The sequence below is a fragment of the Corynebacterium jeikeium genome (assembly GCF_028609885.1).
GTDB classification, from domain to species: Bacteria; Actinomycetota; Actinomycetes; order Mycobacteriales; family Mycobacteriaceae; genus Corynebacterium; species Corynebacterium jeikeium.
In genome coordinates, this window is sequence record NZ_CP063195.1 from 783860 (window position 1) to 802619 (window position 18760).

The window sequence follows — 18760 nt, forward strand, 5'->3', positions numbered from 1 at the left end:
CTTAGCTTGTCTTGCTCGGGGTGGGCTTAGCCAGAGTCAACAGGCCACAACCATAGGCTTTACCCCGGCCAATTCCCTCGACGAGTGACTTCTTAAATGTTTCAACGTCGTCGATCTGCAAAGTGCCGCGGTATCGCACCGTGCCAATCACAACCTGGCGGCCTTTCGGATTCTTCGCCAGCTTCGAAAAGCGCAGTGTCTTCCGCTCCACGATCAGGGTCTCCAGTGGGGTGAATCCACAGCTTTTAGCCTTGGTGTTAAACCATTCCAACTGTGCAGCCTCGCCCACCAGCGCGGTAAGTTTGCCTCGAGTTCCCCGTGGAGAGCCGGGAGCCTTCTTGGCCGCCACAGGGTTTAGCACGACTTCGTAATGCCACTGTTGGCCATCCGCGAGGGCTTCCAGCAGGCGGTTGTAGCTTGCTTTCTGTGGATCGTGTTCGGAACCGGTTTGCTCGGCGATCTTGGTCGGATCGCAGCTATCTGGTCCGACGATGTACACAAAATGTTCGTCGGCTCCCCGAGTTTTGCCGTCGTGGCGCCAGAGAATTCGTTCTTTATCGCCGACTTCCTTGGGGAAGCAGCTCAGAACTGCCGCGTGCATCGCCTGCGGATTTCCCAGCAACTTTCGTGCTTGACGACTGCTGGGGTTGAGGTGAAGTCGAGTGAAGGTCGTCATGCCTGCATCACCGCCTCCATAAATGGGTCGTTGGTCGAACCGAGGTCATTCTCGACGGGCACCCCGGTCTTGTCTTGGACGACGTCTCGCCAGCCATACTCCCGGTGCTCTTGAGAGAAGGAGATTGGTACGTCGCGTCTGGCTATGCCGGTTTCACCCTGTGTGGCGTCACGAAAAATAGGCAGCGAGAGCTTCGGTGCCCGAGTTTTCCTGTGCGCGCGGGTAGCCTGCCAGTCGGTTGCGCGCAGTGCGTCGACGGCCGAGCCGCGGAACGTACCGAGGTAGAGGTTCGGGGGAGCGGGGCACGAACGGCGCCCAAGGAACAACGGGAAACGGGGGCGCTGGACGGCGCTGGCGAGTTCGTCGATGAAGGAATCATTGTCCGATTCGACGGCAGCGACGAACACAGCATCCTCAAGGTAGTACCGCGTGACCAGGTTCGCGTTGTCCTTTGGCCTTTTCTGCCACGGCTGGGCGGTCTGGTAATCCCGCAGTAGGGAACCAGGCTGATCTACGCGAACGGCGAACGTTAGAGCTGCAAGGTCTTGCAGGTCGTCAGTGCGCCGGCGCCCTTGTGCAGCGGCTAGAAGCCCCAGCACACCGGACTTGGTGGGCACCTGTTCGGTTGCGCGTTGCTTGAATCGGCTACTGACACCCCACGATTGCATGGGGCCAGAGAGCCTGAGTAGGAGGGTGGAAGGCATTAGCGCTCCTGAGTGGCAGCTTCTGCGACAGCTTCGACGAGCTCGGGCAGAGTGGTCTTCTTGGCCAGATCGATCTCGATGAAAGCGTCGGCCAGGTCGCCCAAGGACATCACAAAGGCGGCCTGTGGGACGAAACCGTAGGTATTTTGGATCTGCTCGGCTTCGCGAGCCAGACGATCAGCAGCGGACTTGCGGCGGCCTTGGTTGTTCTCGGAGACTACCGGTTCCTCGAAGGCGTTGACTAGGGAGATGGAGCGGTCATTTCGGACGGTGACGTACACGAGCTCCGGCACACTGTTGTGTGCGAAGGTGTTTTGTTTACCCGTGGGCAGCGACGTGATGAAGCTCTCTGTGAAAGCCTTGATGGCTTCAGCCAGTACGCTCTGGTCACCTAGGTTCTCCGCCAGCGAGTCAACGTCGAGAGTAGCGAATCGGTAGAGGGTGGAGGACATCATCTGTACGGTGCCCATCATGGCTGCACCGACTTCTTCGTCGGCTTCCACCATGTCGTCGACAGCGGTGTAGAAGTCGAACTCCGGCTCGGATTCATGCACGCCAATAGCGTGTGCGACCTGGACGGATGCGTCGACGTTGAAGTCTGGAGCTTCTGCGACCATACGGCCGAACATGCTGATGTCCACGCCATGTTCTTGGTCGAACAGCACAGATACTTCCCTCTTGGGGAACTTATTTTCTTCGCGGTGGTCGATTGCGTACTGGGCCAGGTTACTCACCTGTCGGACGCTTAGGAAGAGCAAGTACCCGAGTTCAGATTTTTGTTCTACTTCCTCACCTTCAGCCTTTGCGGTCTTCCTCTTGGTCAGCTTGAAGCCCGCAGCGGTGAAGACCTTCTCGGAAAGGGTGGTTGCTTCGGCCTCTTCGATGGAAGTATCCAGCTCTTGGATGCGGTCTGCGACCAGCTCGATTGCGCGACGGGTTCGGTATCCCACGAAGCCAGTGGGGAACTTCTCGCCGAAATCCTTGCGGATGGCACGCTTCCAGGCTTGGGAGGAAACACGCTGGCGTGGTGCACCGCCGAAAATTGCAGTCTTCGGAGCGCCCGTATCGTCACGGTTAATCAGGCTCGGTGGAAGGGTTTGCAGGGCGTGGAAATCAATGGTGATGGACATGGAGAGATTCCTTTCGAAATGAAGAGTTTTAGTTTTCTTGGGTAGTAGCGGAGCCGTCGATGTCGCGCGGGTAGCGTGCAAAGGCGAAGTCGCGTCCCCACCGCAGTAGCACGCCATTGCGAGTACGTGGGTTCGAGAGCTTGCGCAGATCTGCAGCGAACCAGCCGTAGTTAAAACGGAGGTCGTTGGATCGGAGCAGCGAAATGAGGGAGCGGGTCTGGATCAGTCGGGACTGGGCGGTGCGAGCAAGCACCAGCGCGTCGAAGCGACCCTTGATAGATTTCGACTCGCTGGTCTGAGCTAGACGGCCACAGGCACTGGCAAACGAATGGGATTCATCGTGTACCTCGTGAGTCGCGCCCTGCATGTGGAGCGCGAAGAATGTAAGCGCGTGAAATGCTGCCTCCTCGGATGGGGAAGGGGTATCACCACGTCCAACCTCCTTCTCGGACAGAAGTACAACTAGGGAAGAAAGAACGCTTTCAAAAACTAGGGGGTTTTTGTCTACGGGCTGGCCAGCCGACTTCCGAAGTTCAGCGAGCGTGCCGCGAGCCCTGGCCTGGTTGGGGTATCCAGTCCGGCCGAGATAGTCGGCCTGAAGCTGGCTACAGGTGGCAGCGACCGCTGAGCTCAGCCGTGGCCGGTCATCAGTTGTTTGGTCCATGATTTTCCTATTCTTGGTGTATGTAGTGCTGAAAGTTGAAACGCTTAGCGCGGAACGGTACGCGGAAGAATTTCACGGAGCTTCCTCTGCAGCCAGTTCATGACTGTTCCAGCGGATACGAAGCGTTCATCATCGTTAGATTCGATGATTCTGCCGACCAGTGCCTTGGGGCCGGCACCAACGAGAAGCACGTCTGCGTGTTCTAGGACAGCGTTGCGTACCGTCATTTCCCAAGCTTTCAGCCGGGGCTCTAGGTCTGCGCCGTGCAGAGATTTCATCCATTCGCTGAACTTCGGCTCTAGCTCGGCTAGGAGGGTGTCCGTTGCAGCTGGCTGGAATTCGTAGTCCCCACCCGCCGCCTGAAAGAGCTGACCTGCAAAGCTGCCCAGCATTGTTCCAGCCTGGCTAGTCGCTGCTGCTAGGTTGAGAACTGCCTGACGTTGATTGAGCGCCGACTTTGGAAGAATCTCGAGAGGCAACTCGATTTGAGTGCTGATGCTAATGCCTACGACTGCGCTATTTGGCCCGTACTCCATGGACGTCATGGAGACGTTCAAAGTCTCCGGCAGGTCAACCTCATTCTCCTTGAGATAAGCAAGCTGGTCGATCGTCTTAGGACGTTTAGGTGCTCGGTTTTTAGCGTCGTAAACCGGGTCGGTTTCCAACGCGATCAACGGTTCCAAGCTGCGCCACATTGTCCGCTGAGAATCGAGAGGCTTGGGGTAGTAGACGTCCAAAGTCTTCGTGGACTTGTTCTTGCTGAAACGGTAGGGCGTCATCGGGTCGTCCTGGACATTCGCATTTGCATTGGGAATGCGGTCCCCGTTGGAGACAAGAACTTGAGTGATCAGTCCTCCATCCGGGAAGAGACGGATGCGCCTGGATTGCCAGGTCAGAATTTCAGCCGGCCCCTTGGGATAGATTCCATCCTTGTTTGCAGGATCCAGACGTTGAGCGGAGGTGTCTGGTTCGCGTTTCCACACGGGATGGTCATTCTTTGCTTGGAGAGCTCCACCAGTGGTGTTCAATGCCAGAGTTTCCTGGAGGTTTTCCCCAAGAATGATCGTTGCAGTGATAGCGCCGGTCCAACCGGTGCCGATTGGGTAACCCCTTCCGCCCTTGACGCGGGGGTCACCAACGGCACCAGACTTGATCCCAGAATAGTCGTAGGCCTGCACGTAGATCAGCCAGCGAGCGGCCTCTGCATAGGTGAGTGACAATGCGCCATCGCCAGCTCGGAGCGTGAAGTAGTCGTCTTCAAAATCAGGTACGATCCGGCGCACATCGGTAGTCGCGTTCTTGCTCGTATGCAGGTCGGCAACCTGCATGAAAGGTTGCTTTGGGTCGAGAAGATCAAAACGGTCAGCGTAGCGCTCCAGATAGTTCAGCACGGTATTGTCTGGTTCGTTCTCCGCAGCGGCTTCCAGCCTGTCGGGAATCCATTCAGCCATATCCAGTTCTGTACCTGGATCGCTAAGCAATTCCTGGCGATGTGCGCACCAGTAAACCGTTAGAAGCAGGCGATAGATGGCGACGTCCTGCAAAGGGCTGTCACCACGAATTGATGCGACTGAATGGGAACCGTCGAAGATCTCGCGCAGGCTGAGCTCTGCAGCGGAGCCATCGGTCAGCGTAGTGAGAATCCACGGCTGATCGAGGAGGCTAAAGCTCTCCGTCACGATAGTTCTTCCTTTCGTGTGTAGTTCTGCTGTGTACTTTCGGTATGCCATTGCGGGCATTTCCCTTTCTAGGGAGGCCGAAACAGCTTTTCATTTGCCCCTAAAGCTACTTGTGAATCAAACATTTCATGCGCCATTCCGCGATCCAGGGAACCCCTCGGTTCGCAGGCCGAGGAGTTCTGAATAGTTAATCTTCACGTCCGCCAAGGTGGCCCCAAGGTTCTGGTCTAGGCGTAGCGCTACTTGTCCCCGGAGGAGGTAGTGGTCCTTCCATCCTTCTGGTGTTTGGTCTTCCAAAGCATCGACTGTGCGATCCCACACCTTGTCGGAGCGTGTGAACATCGTGGGTAGACGAACAGTGGAAGCAGCAAGCTGAAAGGCTGTATCGAAGTTAGGGATTGTCGTGTCTTCCACTACACACTCCGGTTGGTCGTTGTTCAGTCCGGGGAGAGGGCGATAGCCGTATTCATCATCGACGATCGGAATGATCTCGATGCTGTTATCGGCATCGCGGACGGAGGCCGTGGCCTTGATCTCCTCCTCTGAGCGATCGTGAACGAGCATCTCAAAGAGTGAATCCAACCGTTTGCCCGTTTCATCGGGGCTTGGTATCCGGAAGACCTTCGATCGTGACTTATCGGAGTCGTCCTTACCTCGACTACTTGTTTTGGATTCCTCCCATCGAGCTGCCCACGCTTCCGGAAAGTTATGATCCGCGTCGAGGTCGTACGCTCTTTGAACTAGTTGCGGAACATCGGAGGGGCGTCGGAATCCCGTCTCCACCACCTCTGTAGAAAGCAGTTGGTAAGTCGTGAGCAGCAACGCATCGTCGTAGATGTATTCTGTGCCGGTATCCCATATGGGAACTGGGGTCGTTTCCTCGACACCGCGAATGTAAATGCGCGCATCACGCAGTTTCTCCGGTCTATCGCTGTCTGGCCTCTGGTGACGGTGCAAGCGCCCAGCCCGCTGAATAATCAGATCCATTGGTGCGATGTCGGTGATCAGTGCGTCAGCGTCGATATCAAGGCTCTGCTCCAGGGTCTGTGTACCGCATACGATGCGCAGGGGAGGGCGCCCTTGTTTTCTTTGTGACGCCGGCCCCAGCTCGTTGAGGAGGTCTTCCTCGTGACGAGCGCGATCGAGTCCGGTGAATGCGGAGTGGTGGAGGCGAACCTCATCGGGAAATACCGAGTCCAGAGCCGTGAAAGCCTCTTGTGCACGCTTGATGGTGTTGCAAATGACAAGAACCACGCCGCCGTCGGAACAGAGCTCGGTGACGAGTCGCGTTAGTTCCTCAACGGAATCATCGATGATTTCTACTTTGGCGTGCATGTCGTCCGGACGTGGAGTGACGGCTTGTTCACTGACGCCTTCTTCAGTCACAAGAGTGAGAAGTGGATAACCTTCACCGGCTAGGGCGAGGTCATTCTTATGCATCTGGCCACCGTAGGCAGTAACGAGCTCCTTTTTGCGGCTGGTCGGCAAGGTGGCGGACAGGAGGATTACGGGAACGCCATATGCGGCGAGCCACCGCAAGGTTTCGGCGAGATATTCGTTGGTATAGGTCGAGTAGGCGTGAACCTCGTCGAAGATCGGACCTGACCCCTGTTTGGTAGACACCTGATATCCAGCCCGGTTGGGTTGGGAAGAAAGGTAATCTACCACCATGCCTAGGTATTCCGAACAGTTCAAACGTGATGCTGTGGCCCTCTATGAAAACAATGAGGACCTTTCACTTCACGCGGCTTCAGCAGAGCTTGGAGTCAATCGTTCCTCGCTTTTCTCCTGGCTTCAGCAATACGGCACCGGCAAACGTGCCCGCACGAAGGCCATGCGCGACAACGCCAAGGAGACGACTGATTCCGAGCGAATCCGCCAGCTAGAAAAAGAGAACGCGAAGCTGCGCGAAGAACGCGATATTCTGCGCAAGGCCGCGAAATATTTTGCCGAAGAGACACGCTGGTGATCCGCTTCCAGTTTGTCTATGACCACCGAACCGAGTACTCGGTCAAGCGGATGTGCCATGTGTTAAAGCTCAATCGCTCCTCGTTTTATAAATGGGTCAACACCCACGAAAATCGCAGGTTAAAGATATGTTCCGATGCCCTTATTGGTGCAAGAATCAAGGCCATCTTTGATGATGAGAACGGGCTTTATGGTGCTAAACGCATCGCTGCAAGCCTCAACGACGATACGGACTTCGGCCCGATCAACCATAAGAAGGTTGCGCGCATCATGAAATCCATGGGGCTAAAAGGCTTTAGCAAACGGCGTCGATGCATCACCACCCGGCGCAAGCCTGGTCACCGTGTCATGCCAGATTTAGTAGGCCGTACATTCACCGCTGACGAGCCGAACCGTGTTTATGTAGGCGACATCACCTACCTGCCGTGTAAGGGCGGTAAGAACATGTACCTGGCCACGGTCATTGACACCTATTCACGAAGACTTGCAGGTTATGCACTCGCAGACCACATGCGTGTCTCACTGGTCATCGAGGCTTTGTCCCATGCCAGCACAGTCCGCGGAAGCCTTGACGGGGCTATTTTCCATTCTGATCATGGAAGTGTGTACACCTCACAGGCGTTTAGGGACCACTGCGCCCAACTTGGTGTACGCCAATCCATGGGCGCGGTGGGAACTAGTGCCGATAATGCCCTGGCAGAATCATTTAACGCCACCTTAAAACGTGAAGTGCTACGTGATCGGAAAGTCTTTGATAATCCCATTATCTGCCGGCAGGAAGTCTTTCGATGGTGCATGCGCTACAACACCCGCAGACGGCACTCCTGGTGCAACCTTCTAGCCCCCAATGACTTCGAAGCACTCACATCAGCTACACTGACCCAAGCAGCATAGCTAACCCCCGACGTGTCTACTTTCCGGGGGTCAGGCCCATCACCACTTTCCCAGCCAGCGCCAGGTGGCGCAGCATGGAGTGTCGAATTTGAAGCGCCATCATGAGAACCTGGTCGATGGTTCCGACCACGAAGTTAGACAGTAGGCCGTTCTTGCGGCCGGATAGCCAGTCGGTAGCGATGACAGTCCCGTGGTCAGCACAATCCTCGCCGATGTCGCTGTAGCGGAGCTTGCGGTAATCCTTATTGAGGCGGTTCTTGCTGTGAGCTAGGTAGAGAGACGACACGGCAGAATTTTCAGTGATGTTCTCCACCCAGCAAGAAAAGCGTTTGAAAAGGCCGTTTGCCGTTGCCATTGTGGGTGCCGCCAGAATCGCGCCGCTGGCGTGATTGTGCTGGGCGAAAAGTAGAGCCGCCTGGAGGGCTCCTTCAGTTTTTCCTTCTCCGGTTGGAGCCTCGATTATGAGTAGAGTCGGGCCGGGAGAATTAGAGTTCAGTAGTTCTGCAACTGCGAATTGCACGGGGCGTGGGGTGGCGCTTTCTGGCCAAGCAAAGCTCACGCGATAGTTCTCGGCAATCTGAGTGGGGTCTTCGCTGAAGTGTTTGAACTCGGTGTGGAGATCGAACTTAGCTTTTGCCATTCCCAGCTTGATGCGATCGGCTTGGGAACCGCTAAAGCGAAGAGGGAAGAAATCCGTGTTGGAGGCCAGCCAGTCGCACATCACCGTGAATCCGGTGATGATTTGAATGGCTGTTGTTGGTGGCTTCCCTTCTAAAGCGTCAAGGGCAGGTTGGACGTGAGCGGTAGAGGCGAGAGTATCCAGGATCTCATCGACGGCGCTTTGCCACTCGGGAGGGTAGCTATTGACGAAAGTGGTGACTGCCTTCCGGCCAGCCGCGGTGAGCCAACCATGGTGAGCTTCCACCGTTTGGGTGAGTGACAAAGCAACGGGAGCTTTGAGTCCATGTGTCTTTAGCCAGCGCTTCAGCAGTTCCCGAGAATAGAGCGGGTGGGCGAGGTTGGCGACATCTTCATCGGGAGTAAGATCCGGGATAGGAATGCCAGCGTTTTCGAGTGGGTAGAGCAAAGGCGCGTTTGTTTCGGGGGAGCGAAGTTTACGTAAGAACGGGCCGGATATCTTCCCCACATCATGGGCAGCTACGAGGAAAACGGCGAGTGAACGGATGTGTTCAGGGGAGAGCCGTGTGCTGCGGCTGAGGAAGTCCTTGGTCTGTGGGGAAAACCAGGTATCCCAAAGATGGGTTGCGACCGCGCCGGAATCGACCATGTGCTGAACGAGGGACATTGGTCCATGCTCGTCTCCCGATTTAGCTAGGAATGCGCTGGCTGTGGGGGAGAAGCTGTCGACTAAGTCGTTCCAGGAATCTAAATCGAACAGTGGTGCGCTGTGGGGGTCTGTCATGTCCGTTGGCTTTCGTAGTGTTGTGTTCTACCAACAAAGTTAGCAAGGATGCCGTTACCTTGCAATGCCAAGTTCGGATTAAAATAAAGCGCGCCGTGAGCTGGGTGGAGTCTGCAGTTTTGTAGGGTGGGGAGCTAGTGATGCCCATGTCTCCCAGCGCCAGCTGGGATGAGCCGTTGGCTTTGCACGGTTCAGAACATGGGATCACATGCTCCCCGCGCCAGCGGGGATTTCTTAGATGTCAGTGCTCAGCGTCTACAGCCCCAGCCCCTCAATCCCGTGCACCGTTACCGTCTCGGATAGCGCAACGCGGCCCGGGGCGGTCTTGTACACCGGGCTGGATTCATCGGCACGGCCGAACGTCAGTGCAGTCACCAGCTTGTACTCCTCATCCACGCCCAGGAACTCGCGCACCGTCGGCGCCAGCAGGGAGATCATGCCCTGGGGCACCCCGTGGTAGCCGTGTGCAGTAAGGGAGAGCAGGAAGTTCTCCGCGTACGTCCCCTGGTCGAACGCCGCCCGAATACGGTCACCGATTGGCGGGATGAACATCAGCGCCGAGTACGGGGCGCCGAAGAATCGCAGGTTCTCGCGGACGAACTCGGTACGCGCCTCCTTATCCTCGCGGGCAATGCCCAGCAGCCCGTACATCTTCGCCGCCAGCTCCTTAGAACGCTGCGGGTGTACGCCCTCGCCGTAATCCACAGTGAAGTCGGGGTTAAGTCCGTTGGTATCGAACTCCTCGATCAGTGCGGCACTCAAGTCCCTCAACTTTTGGCCACCGATCACGTGGACGTTCCACGGCTGCGTGTTGGAGTTCGAGGGCGCGGACTGGGCGTCCAGCAGAATCTCCTTGATGTCCTCTGCCGGGATCTCGTCCGGCAGGAACGCGCGAGGGGAGTGGCGGTTGCGTATAAAATCAGAAAAATTCATGCTCGCCACCGTACGCTCTTTTCTGTCCTCAACACCGGTCACCGATGCCTGCTTCAAGCGATCACGTGGATGGTCAATTATCGCCTTTAACGAGTTCAACCTAAGGGCGTCAATAAGCCGTCAATAAGACAACAACAAGCAGCAGCAGTGAGTCATCTTGCTTTCATTTCATAAAAGTGACCTCCGTTACTTATTATTTGGAACATGTCTGAACCCACTGTTTCCAAACCAATGATTGAACTCAAGGGAGTGAACAAGCACTTCGGCGAGTACCACGCTCTTCGGGACATCAACCTCGAAGTATCAGCAGGCCAGGTTGTCGTGATCCTTGGACCCTCCGGATCCGGCAAATCCACGCTGTGCCGCACCATTAACCGCCTAGAGACCATCGACGATGGCGAAATCCGCATCGACGGTGAACTGCTGCCGGAAGAAGGCAAAGACCTGGCCAAGCTCCGCGCAGAGGTTGGCATGGTGTTCCAGCAGTTCAACCTGTTCAGCCACATGACCATTCGCGATAACGTCACGCTGGCACCCACCAAGGTCCGCAAGGTCAGCAAGGAAGAGGCACGCAAGACCGCCGAGAAGCTGCTGGACCGCGTGGGCATCGCCGCCCAGGCCGACAAGTACCCGGCACAGCTATCCGGTGGCCAGCAACAGCGCGTAGCCATCGCCCGCGCGCTGGCCATGGACCCGAAGGTGATGCTCTTCGACGAGCCGACCTCCGCCCTCGACCCCGAGATGATCAACGAGGTCCTGGATGTCATGACCGACCTCGCCAAGGGCGGCATGACCATGGTGGTTGTCACCCACGAGATGAGCTTTGCTCGCCGCGTCGCGGATCGAATCCTGTTCATGGCCGATGGCGCCATTGTTGAGGACGCCGACCCGGAGACCTTCTTCACGAACCCGCAATCCGATCGCGCCAAGGACTTCCTGGCGAAGATCGTGAACCACTAGTTCGGGAAGCGAGTTACACATGTCTACCTTCAAAAGCGCACTCAAGCGCCTCACCGCTGCAGTGGTTGCCACCGCAAGTGTGGTGGCGCTGACCGCGTGCGGCTCTGGCGGTGCCCGCGACCTGCTGGCGGATATCGAATCCGGCCACGTCGTGATGGGCACCAAGTACGACCAACCGAACCTGGGCGAGCGCACCCCGGACAAGCAGTTCGCCGGCCTGGACACCGACGTATCCCGCTACGTGGTGGAATACATCGCGAAGAAGCACGGCTGGGCCACACCAGAAATCGAATGGCGCGAAACCCCCTCCGCGCAGCGCGAGACCCTCATCAACAACGGTGAGGTCAACATGATCACCGCCACGTACTCCATCAACAAAGGCCGCCTGAAGGCCGTGGACTTCGCAGGCCCGTACGTGGTCACCCACCAGGCGCTGCTGGTTCGCGAGGATTCCGGCATCAACGGCCTGAACGACATCGCGCCAGGCACCCGCCTGTGCTCCGTGTCCGGCTCCACCCCGGCACAGAAGGTGAAGGACGCGCTGCCAGAAGTGCAGCTGCAGGAGTTCGACACCTACGCCGCGTGCGCGGAAGGCCTGAAGCAAGGCGTGGTGGATGCAACCACCACCGACGCGACCATTTTGGCTGGCTTCGCGCAGCGCTACAAGGAGCGATTCGACGAAGACTACAGCGTCATTCAGCTAAAGAACGACGACGGCAGCTTCTGGACCAACGAAAACTACGGCATTGGCCTGCCCAAGGGCGACGACAAAGCCAAAGCCGAGGTCAACGAAGCGCTGAACGAAATGCACGATTCCGGCGAGTTCCAAAAGATCGTCGCCAAGAACCTGGGCGACAACGTGGATATCGGCGAAAAGCCAAAGATCGGCGACCTGTCGTTCGTCGACGAGAAGTAGAAAGGAGGAACGCACTATGAACCCCGAACTATGGTCCGAGATGAAGCCCGAACTGCTCCCAGCATTTTGGGTGACCGTCAAGTTGACGTTCTTCTCCGCGGTCGGATCGCTGATCTTCGGCATTATCCTGACCGCCATGCGCGTGAGCCCCGTGGGCATCCTGCGTAACCTGTCCGCGTGGTACATCAACATTGTTCGTAACACCCCGCTGACGTTGATCATTCTGCTGGCCTCCATGGGCCTGTACTACAACCTGGGCTTGCTGCTGGCGGTGGAGAACGATTCCTTCATCGAAAAGCAGAACTTCCGCCTGGCAGTCCTGGCCTTCGTGGCCTATACATCCTGCTTCGTGGCGGAATCCCTGCGCTCCGGCATCAACACGGTGCCCTTCGGCCAGGCCGAGGCCGCCCGCTCCTTGGGGCTTAGCTTCGGCCAGAACTTCCGGCACGTGATCTTCCCGCAGGCCCTGCGCGGCGCGATCGTGCCGCTGGGTAACACCCTGATCGCGCTGACGAAGAACACCACCATCGCCTCGGTGATCGGTGTGGCTGAGGCTTCCTTGCTGATGAAGACCCTGACGGAGGACTACGCCAGCGACATTCTGGTGATCTTCGGCGTAATCGCAATCGGATTTATCATTTTGACGCTGCCTACCGGATTGTTCTTCGGCTGGGCAGGTAAGCGATGGGCGGTGAAGCGCTAATGACTACACGTGCAACAGTTCTTTATGACGCCCCAGGCCCGAAGGGGCGCAGGCTCAACTCGATCCTCACGGCGATCACCGTCGTAGTGGTCGCTGTGATCCTCGTCCTGGTAGCGATGAAGCTCAACGAAAAGGGCCAGTTCGAATCTGCAAAGTGGTCCTTCTTCCTGGAGGGCAGCACATGGACGACCTACATCATCCCGGGCCTGATCTCCACGATCGGCGCGGCTGTGGTCTCCATCGTCTTGGCGATGGCCATCGGCGCGCTTCTCGGCGTGGGCCGACTGTCTCCCTCCGCACCCGTGCGCTGGATCTGCGGCATCATCGTGGAGTTCTTCCGCTCCATCCCGGTGCTGGTTCTGATGCTGTTCGCCTACGCGGTGTTTTCCCTGCTGCAGCTGGTGCCTTCCAGCTGGCTGGGCTTTTCCGCAGTGGTCTTCGGCCTGACGATGTACAACGGCTCCGTGATCGCAGAGACCCTGCGCTCCGGCATCCAGTCGCTGCCGCGCGGCCAGCGTGAAGCAGCGATTGCACTGGGCCTGAGCCACCGCCAGTCCATCAATCTGATCCTGCTGCCGCAGGCCGTCGCCGCCATGCTGCCGGCGATCATCTCCCAGATGGTCATTGCCCTGAAGGATTCCGCTCTGGGTTACATGATCGGTTTCGTGGAAGTGGTTCGTTCTGGCCGTCAGCTGGGCGAGTACTACGGCGCGATGATCCCGGCCCTGCTGTTGATCGCAGTGATCATGATCGTGATCAACATGATCCTGGCGAAGTTGGCTGAGCGCATCGAGATCCAGCTGCGATCCGGCCGTGCCCGCCGCAACATCGTGGCCAAGGTTCCGCACCAGAGGGAGCAGGGAATCGACACCAAGGACAACGCCTACGTTGACTGGCGCGCAGAGGGCCACGAGGACCTCCGCACCACCTTCGAGTAGCCGCGTCGCGCCGGGCTGGCCCAGCGCTGCCAGGGCGGGGCAGGGGGGGGAGCTAGCCCAGCGCCTCCCATAGGCGCTGGTTGAAGCCATCCCAGCGCTGCTTGGCCCAGTCGCCGAAGTTCTCATCCGTGAGGACGACGGCGGCTTTTTTATTGCCCCCACTCCGGTCGATCCACAGGAACGTCCCCGACTGGCCGAAGTGCCCCGCCACCGATTCAGGCATTCCCTCGCCCAACCAGTGCGGCGACTTCTCACCGTGCAGCTCAAAGCCCAAGCCCCACGGGCAGGGCTTCTGCATTCCATAGCCCGGTACCACCCCGGACAGCTCCGGCCACTGGGGCTCCAGCGCATCGTTGAGGGTGGAGGGGGCGATGACTGTGGGCGTCAAAAATTCAGAACACAACACCGCAAGGGCATCGACCGAGGCAGAAAAACCATGCCCCGCGCTGCCCTCGACCTTCACCTCGATGCCCAGAGGCGCGCACACGCCCTCGGCCACGTAATCCGCGAAAGGCATGTCGGCCTCCGCGGCGATGAAGTCCGCCAGCACCTCGTAGCCCGCCGAAGAGTAGATCCGGCGGGTACCGCGCGGCTTCTCCGGAGTGCGGTCGCGGAAACTAATGCCACTGGTGTGGGCCAGCAGCTCGCGGACGGTCGGCAGGTCGTCGAACTCGGGCAGCAACTCGGCGGGGACCTGCTGGTCGAGCTCGAAGGCGCCCTCCTCGACGGCCAGCAGCGTGGCATAGGCGGTGATCAGCTTGCTCACGCTGGCCAGGGGGAACTGCGCGGACGTGTCGCCGAAAGTTGCGGTTTCGCCACCCCACAGCGCCGCAGCGGCCACGTTGTCGACGGGCCAGTCCTGCAGCTCGGCGAGTACGTCCTCTACCTCGCTGCTCACTTATCCACCAGGCCAACCAGCTCGTCGATGGTCTTCACTCGGTTGATGTCCTCGTCCGGGACCTCCACGCCGAACTCTTCCTCCAGGCGCACGGCGATGTCCATTAGGGACAGCGAGTCGATGTTCAGGTCGTCGCCTAGGCGCTTGGAGCCCTCTAGCTCCTCGCGCTCGATGCCCGTCGCATCTTCCACGACATCCAGCACGATGCTGCGCTTGTCCTTCTCGTCTGCGCCCGCCGAGCCGTCCTTGCCAGCCTTGCTCGTACCGCTCTTGTCGGCGCCGTCCTTCTTCAGCTTCTTCGACAGCGCCGCAGCCAGCTGGTTGTTTTGTTCAGCCATGATCGTTCCTTCTCCTGCCACTCCATATTCGCCCGCACGCGGGGCGCTAAGCTAAAAGCCTTGCGGCTAAAGCTCCAGCGCACTCCCGCATCGCGCGGCCGTTTGTACACTCATCCTAACAATCTTGCGAAGGTCATTCCTATGCGTCCCGTCACCGCCGTCCGCAACCTCGCCAGCATCGTGTTGCGCGACCCTCCCGCCGTACCGGGCTTGCCGCGCGCACGCTGGATCCATCGCCTGACCATGGACGACGGCACTAAGGTCGCCGTCTACGAGGTGCGTTCTTACTCTTTTTCTTTTGAGGACGCCCCCTCGTCCGCCCCTACAACCCTGATCCTCGTGCACGGCTTCAACCTGACGGCGGCCTCCTGGTTCTTCCAATTGGCTGCACTGCGTGAGCAGCCGAACTTGCGCATCCTGCTGCCGGATTTGCGCGGCCACGGCGCCAGCGAGGATGCTCCGGGGCTGGACATTGAACGCACCGCCATCGATCTGGCGGCGACCATCCGCGAGCTCGCGCCGACGGGCAGGCTGATCCTGGCGGGCCACTCGATGGGCGCTATGACCGTCCTTGGCGGTCTGCGATACCTGGATGAGGCCGACCTGCAGCGGGTTAGCGGCATCGCGCTGATCAACGGCGCGATCGATACCTTCGCCTCTGCGGGAGTGTCCCAGATTCTGCATTCTCACCTGGTGCGGGCGACCCGCTGGCTGGGCTCCAAGAGCCCCAGTCACCTGGAATGGACGAAGTCGCTGGTGGAGTGGGCCATCAAGCCAGTCATCGCGGCCTTCATCTACCACGGCTCGCTGGACGAAGGGGAATCCGATAACTTTGACGTCCTGACCTTCCACGCCAACGAGATCGCCGGGACGTCCATGCGCACGCTGCTGGGATACCTGGACGACCTGACCGAGCACGACGAGCTTGCCGCCGCCGAGCTATTGGCGGACATTCCCGGCGAGATCCTGGTCGGCGCTATGGATGACGTCACCCCGCCCAGCCAGAGCAGACGCATCCATGAGCTCTGGCCCCGTGCCGATTTCCACGAGTACCCGGAATCCGGGCACATGCTGCCTGTCGAGCGCCCGGAGGACGTCACCCGGGCGCTGCTGAACCTGCTGGGCTAGTTGGTTGCAGTCGGGTCGTCGATCTGGAACCGCTTGGCGGCCTCCGCAGCCACGGAGCGCTCGATCTTGCCCTCGCGCGCCAGTCCCAGTAGCACGCCCACCACGATGGACTCCGCGTCCACGTTGAAGTACCGGCGCGCTGCCTGGCGAGTATCCGCAAAGCCAAAGCCATCGGCACCCAGCACCACGTACTCGCCCGGCACCCACTTGCGCACCTGCTCGGCCACAGTGGTGGCGTAGTCGCTCACCGCCACGAACGGACCCTCTGCAGCCTCGAGCTGCTGGGTGATAAACGCCGTGCGGGGTTCCGCAGCCGGGTCGCGCAGCTGCTCCAGCTCCACGGCCTGGCCATCGCGGGCCAGCTCGTTCCAGCTGGTCACCGAGAACACGTTTGCGTCTACGTCGAACTCCTTCAGCAGCTCCTTTGCCTTCAGAGCTGCCGTCATGGCCACGCCAGAGGCCAGAATATTGGCCTGCAACTCCGCTGAGCCCGAGGCGGCGTCATAAAGGTAAATACCCTTGTGCAGCCCCTCCACGTCGAGGTTCTCTGGCTCCGCCGGCTGGTGGATCGGCTCGTTGTATGCGGTGAGGTAGTAGATCACGTCCTCGCCGCGGCCATCGTTGCTGTTCTCGCCGTACATGCGCTCGATGCCACGGTGCACGATGTGGGCGATCTCGTAGCCGAACGCCGGATCGTAGGTCACCACTGCAGGGTTTGTGGACGCCAACACAGGGGAGTTGCCGTCCATATGCTGCAAGCCCTCGCCTGTCAGCGTGGTACGGCCCGCGGTGGCTCCGATCAGGAATCCGCGAGACATCTGGTCTGCCGCCGCCCAGATTTCGTCGCCGACGCGCTGGAAGCCGAACATCGAGTAGAAGATGTACAGCGGGATCATAACTTCGCCGTGGGTGGCGTAGCTGGTGCCAGCGGCGATGAAGGAAGCCATTGAGCCGGCCTCCGAGATGCCCTCGTGCAAAATGTGTCCGTCTGTGGCCTCGCGGTAGGAGAGCATCAGGTCGTGATCCACCGGCGTGTAGTTCTGGCCGTGCGGGTTGTAGATCTTCAGCGTCGGGAACCAGGAATCCATGCCGAAAGTACGCGCCTCATCCGGCACGATCGGCACGATGCGCTTCTTCAGCTCGTCGTCGCGCATAAGGTCCTTGAAGACGCGGACCAGCGCCATCGTGGTGGCGACCTCCTGCTTGCCGGAGCCCTTGCGGGCGAGCTTCGCGATGGAAAGATCGGGCATCTTCAGCGGCGTGAACTTCTCCCGGCGCTCCGGCAGGAAGCCGCCGAGTTCCTTGCGGCGGTTCAGCATGTACTGGATCTCTTCCGCGTCCTCGCCGGGGTGGAAGTACGGCGGCAGGTACGGGTCCTTCTCCAGCTCCTCGTCGGAGAACGGAATGTCCTGCTTGTCGCGCAGGATCTTCAGATCCTCCAGCGCGAGCTTCTTCATCTGGTGAGTTGCGTTGCGGCCCTCGAAGTTGTGGCCCAGTCCGTAGCCCTTAATGGTGTGCGCCAGGATGACGGTGGGCTGGTCCTTGGTCTCCATTGCACGCTTGTAGGCGGCGTAGATCTTGCGATAGTCGTGGCCGCCGCGGCGCAGGTGCCAGATCTCCTCGTCGGTCATGTCCTCGACCAGCTTGGCCGTGCGCGGATCCTTGTTGAAGAAGTACTCGCGGACGTAGGCGCCGTCGTTGGCCTTGAAGGTCTGGAAGTCTCCGTCTGGGGTGGTGTTCATAGCCTCGACCAGAGCACCCTCTTCGTCGCGGGCGAAGAGCTGATCCCACTCGCGGCCCCAGACGACCTTGATGACGTTCCAACCGGCGCCGCGGAAGAAGCTCTCCAGCTCCTGGATGATCTTCGTGTTACCGCGCACTGGGCCGTCCAGTCGCTGCAGGTTGCAGTTGATGACGAAGGTCAGGTTATCCAGGTTGTTGATCGCGGCAGTTTGGATCAGGCCGCGGGATTCCGGCTCGTCCATCTCACCATCGCCGAGGAATGCCCAGACGTGCTGCTGGGACGTGTCCTTGATGCCACGGTCGTGCAGGTAGCGGTTGAAGCGGGCCTGGTAGATGGCATCCATGGGGCCCAGACCCATGGAGACGGTCGGAAACTCCCAGAACTCCGGCATGCCATGCGGGTGCGGGTAGGAGGGCAGGCCGTTGCCAGGCTTAGAGGCCTCTTGGCGGAAGGCATCCAGGTCTTCCTCGCTTAGGCGGCCTTCCAAGAAAGCGCGGGCGTACATGCCGGGGGAGGCGTGGCCTTGGAAGAAGATCTGGTCGCCGCCGCCCGGGTGGTCCTTGCCCCGGAAGAAGTGGTTAAGGCCGACCTCGTAGAGCGGGGCCGCGGAGGCGTAGGTGGAGATGTGACCGCCCACCCCGATACCCGGGCGCTGGGCGCGGTGAACCATGATGGCCGCGTTCCAACGGATCCAGCGGCGGTAGCGCTTCTCAATCTCCTCGTCACCCGGGAAGTCGGGTTCCTGGGTGGTGGGGATGGTGTTGACGTAGTCAGTGGAAAGCAGGGGAGGTAGGGGGACGCGCTTGGCGGTGGCGCGCTCCAGTAGGCGCAGCATCAGGTAGCGGCCGCGATCCGGGCCTGCGGATTCCAGCAGCCCGTCGAGGGAATCCATCCACTCCTGGGTTTCCTCCGGGTCGGAATCGGCCAGGTAAGAGGCCACTCCGTCTCGGATCAAAGCAAAATTGCTGGCATCGTATGCGCTGTTGTTTTCTTCTGCCGAAGTGGACATTGGTTCGTCCTCCTAAGATCCGCGGGTTGTGGGGCGCCCTTGTTTTTAGGCCCCT

Annotated in this window: 17 protein-coding genes; 6 read left to right on the forward strand and 11 right to left on the reverse strand. The window is 59.2% G+C overall.

The genetic code is table 11. The annotated features are described in order from the left end of the window. Position 1: 1 nt before the first annotated feature. The 6 genes from cas6e to cas3 form a co-directional block, all read right to left on the reverse strand. A complete protein-coding gene (gene cas6e, locus CJEIK_RS03430; RefSeq protein ID WP_034965226.1) occupies positions 2–676 on the reverse strand; it encodes a type I-E CRISPR-associated protein Cas6/Cse3/CasE in 675 nt (224 codons plus the stop codon). Next, positions 673–1380, reverse strand: coding sequence for a type I-E CRISPR-associated protein Cas5/CasD (gene cas5e, locus CJEIK_RS03435; protein WP_005296216.1), 708 nt, complete (start codon positions 1378–1380; stop codon positions 673–675). The genes cas6e and cas5e overlap by 4 nt, the downstream gene beginning before the upstream one ends. Continuing rightward, positions 1380–2510 carry a type I-E CRISPR-associated protein Cas7/Cse4/CasC gene (gene cas7e / locus CJEIK_RS03440; protein ID WP_005296213.1) on the reverse strand — a complete coding sequence of 377 codons (1131 nt, stop codon included), beginning with the start codon at positions 2508–2510 and terminating at the stop codon, positions 1380–1382. The genes cas5e and cas7e overlap by 1 nt, the downstream gene beginning before the upstream one ends. Positions 2511–2538: 28 nt before the next feature. Then, positions 2539–3174, reverse strand: coding sequence for a type I-E CRISPR-associated protein Cse2/CasB (casB, locus tag CJEIK_RS03445; protein WP_005296210.1), 636 nt, complete (start codon positions 3172–3174; stop codon positions 2539–2541). A gap of 44 nt (positions 3175–3218) precedes the next feature. Then, complete coding sequence (casA, locus tag CJEIK_RS03450; RefSeq protein WP_248623873.1) at positions 3219–4853, reverse strand: type I-E CRISPR-associated protein Cse1/CasA; 1635 nt, start codon at positions 4851–4853, stop codon at positions 3219–3221. Between the two features lie 126 nt (positions 4854–4979). Beyond that, positions 4980–6476 carry a CRISPR-associated helicase Cas3' gene (gene cas3, locus CJEIK_RS03455; protein ID WP_172544882.1) on the reverse strand — a complete coding sequence of 499 codons (1497 nt, stop codon included), beginning with the start codon at positions 6474–6476 and terminating at the stop codon, positions 4980–4982. Positions 6477–6522: 46 nt separating this feature from the next. Here cas3 and CJEIK_RS03460 point away from each other — a divergent pair. After that, positions 6523–7715, forward strand: a protein-coding gene (locus CJEIK_RS03460; protein WP_370510474.1) for an IS3 family transposase whose coding sequence is annotated in 2 segments (ribosomal slippage) — positions 6523–6805 and positions 6805–7715 — 1194 coding nt in all. Because the reading frame shifts where the segments join, the coding sequence is not laid out codon by codon here. A gap of 16 nt (positions 7716–7731) precedes the next feature. On the opposite strand, the gene CJEIK_RS03465 is transcribed toward CJEIK_RS03460, so the two are convergent. Together CJEIK_RS03465 and CJEIK_RS03470 are read right to left on the reverse strand one after the other, a co-directional pair. Next, on the reverse strand, positions 7732–9138 hold the full coding sequence (locus CJEIK_RS03465; RefSeq protein ID WP_115597284.1) for a CRISPR-associated endonuclease Cas3'': 1407 nt from the start codon (positions 9136–9138) through the stop codon (positions 7732–7734). 255 nt (positions 9139–9393) lie between these two features. Beyond that, a complete protein-coding gene (locus CJEIK_RS03470) occupies positions 9394–10071 on the reverse strand; it encodes a nitroreductase (protein WP_077536246.1) in 678 nt (225 codons plus the stop codon). A gap of 231 nt (positions 10072–10302) precedes the next feature. Between CJEIK_RS03470 and CJEIK_RS03475 the strand changes: the two genes are divergently transcribed. Genes CJEIK_RS03475 through CJEIK_RS03490 form a run of 4 tightly spaced genes read left to right on the forward strand, consistent with a single transcriptional unit; the run spans position 10303 to position 13588 of the window. Beyond that, positions 10303–11031, forward strand: coding sequence for an amino acid ABC transporter ATP-binding protein (locus CJEIK_RS03475; protein WP_005296196.1), 729 nt, complete (start codon positions 10303–10305; stop codon positions 11029–11031). A gap of 19 nt (positions 11032–11050) precedes the next feature. Next, positions 11051–11947, forward strand: coding sequence for a glutamate ABC transporter substrate-binding protein (locus CJEIK_RS03480; protein ID WP_005296194.1), 897 nt, complete (start codon positions 11051–11053; stop codon positions 11945–11947). A 16-nt stretch (positions 11948–11963) separates the two neighbouring features. Further along, on the forward strand, positions 11964–12650 hold the full coding sequence (locus CJEIK_RS03485) for an amino acid ABC transporter permease (RefSeq protein WP_005296192.1): 687 nt from the start codon (positions 11964–11966) through the stop codon (positions 12648–12650). Continuing rightward, positions 12650–13588 (forward strand): amino acid ABC transporter permease, encoded by a 939-nt coding sequence (locus tag CJEIK_RS03490; RefSeq protein ID WP_011273283.1) that lies wholly within the window; start codon positions 12650–12652, stop codon positions 13586–13588. Before CJEIK_RS03485 ends, CJEIK_RS03490 begins: the two co-directional genes overlap by 1 nt. Before the next feature lie 52 nt (positions 13589–13640). Here CJEIK_RS03490 and CJEIK_RS03495 read toward each other — a convergent pair whose 3' ends face one another. After that, on the reverse strand, positions 13641–14486 hold the full coding sequence (locus CJEIK_RS03495; protein ID WP_005296187.1) for a serine hydrolase domain-containing protein: 846 nt from the start codon (positions 14484–14486) through the stop codon (positions 13641–13643). Further along, positions 14483–14824 (reverse strand): acyl carrier protein, encoded by a 342-nt coding sequence (locus CJEIK_RS03500; protein ID WP_005296186.1) that lies wholly within the window; start codon positions 14822–14824, stop codon positions 14483–14485. The genes CJEIK_RS03495 and CJEIK_RS03500 overlap by 4 nt, the downstream gene beginning before the upstream one ends. A gap of 141 nt (positions 14825–14965) precedes the next feature. On the opposite strand from CJEIK_RS03500, the gene CJEIK_RS03505 reads away from it, so the two are divergent. After that, positions 14966–15952 carry an alpha/beta fold hydrolase gene (locus tag CJEIK_RS03505; protein WP_005296184.1) on the forward strand — a complete coding sequence of 329 codons (987 nt, stop codon included), beginning with the start codon at positions 14966–14968 and terminating at the stop codon, positions 15950–15952. Here the strand turns inward: CJEIK_RS03505 and aceE are convergent. Then, complete coding sequence (gene aceE, locus CJEIK_RS03510) at positions 15949–18705, reverse strand: pyruvate dehydrogenase (acetyl-transferring), homodimeric type (RefSeq protein WP_005296181.1); 2757 nt, start codon at positions 18703–18705, stop codon at positions 15949–15951. The genes CJEIK_RS03505 and aceE overlap by 4 nt on opposite strands. Positions 18706–18760: the final 55 nt, after the last annotated feature.

Bases quoted from the DNA above. Each gene is read 5' to 3' on its own strand.
- cas6e (WP_034965226.1), bottom strand. From the start codon at position 676: ATGACGACCTTCACTCGACTTCACCTCAACCCCAGCAGTCGTCAAGCA.
- cas5e (WP_005296216.1), bottom strand. From the start codon at position 1,380: ATGCCTTCCACCCTCCTACTCAGGCTCTCTGGCCCCATGCAATCGTGG.
- cas7e (WP_005296213.1), bottom strand. From the start codon at position 2,510: ATGTCCATCACCATTGATTTCCACGCCCTGCAAACCCTTCCACCGAGC.
- casB (WP_005296210.1), bottom strand. From the start codon at position 3,174: ATGGACCAAACAACTGATGACCGGCCACGGCTGAGCTCAGCGGTCGCT.
- CJEIK_RS03465 (WP_115597284.1), bottom strand. From the start codon at position 9,138: ATGACAGACCCCCACAGCGCACCACTGTTCGATTTAGATTCCTGGAAC.
- CJEIK_RS03470 (WP_077536246.1), bottom strand. From the start codon at position 10,071: ATGAATTTTTCTGATTTTATACGCAACCGCCACTCCCCTCGCGCGTTC.
- CJEIK_RS03475 (WP_005296196.1), top strand. From the start codon at position 10,303: ATGATTGAACTCAAGGGAGTGAACAAGCACTTCGGCGAGTACCACGCT.
- CJEIK_RS03480 (WP_005296194.1), top strand. From the start codon at position 11,051: ATGTCTACCTTCAAAAGCGCACTCAAGCGCCTCACCGCTGCAGTGGTT.
- CJEIK_RS03485 (WP_005296192.1), top strand. From the start codon at position 11,964: ATGAACCCCGAACTATGGTCCGAGATGAAGCCCGAACTGCTCCCAGCA.
- CJEIK_RS03490 (WP_011273283.1), top strand. From the start codon at position 12,650: ATGACTACACGTGCAACAGTTCTTTATGACGCCCCAGGCCCGAAGGGG.
- CJEIK_RS03500 (WP_005296186.1), bottom strand. From the start codon at position 14,824: ATGGCTGAACAAAACAACCAGCTGGCTGCGGCGCTGTCGAAGAAGCTG.
- CJEIK_RS03505 (WP_005296184.1), top strand. From the start codon at position 14,966: ATGCGTCCCGTCACCGCCGTCCGCAACCTCGCCAGCATCGTGTTGCGC.
- aceE (WP_005296181.1), bottom strand. From the start codon at position 18,705: ATGTCCACTTCGGCAGAAGAAAACAACAGCGCATACGATGCCAGCAAT.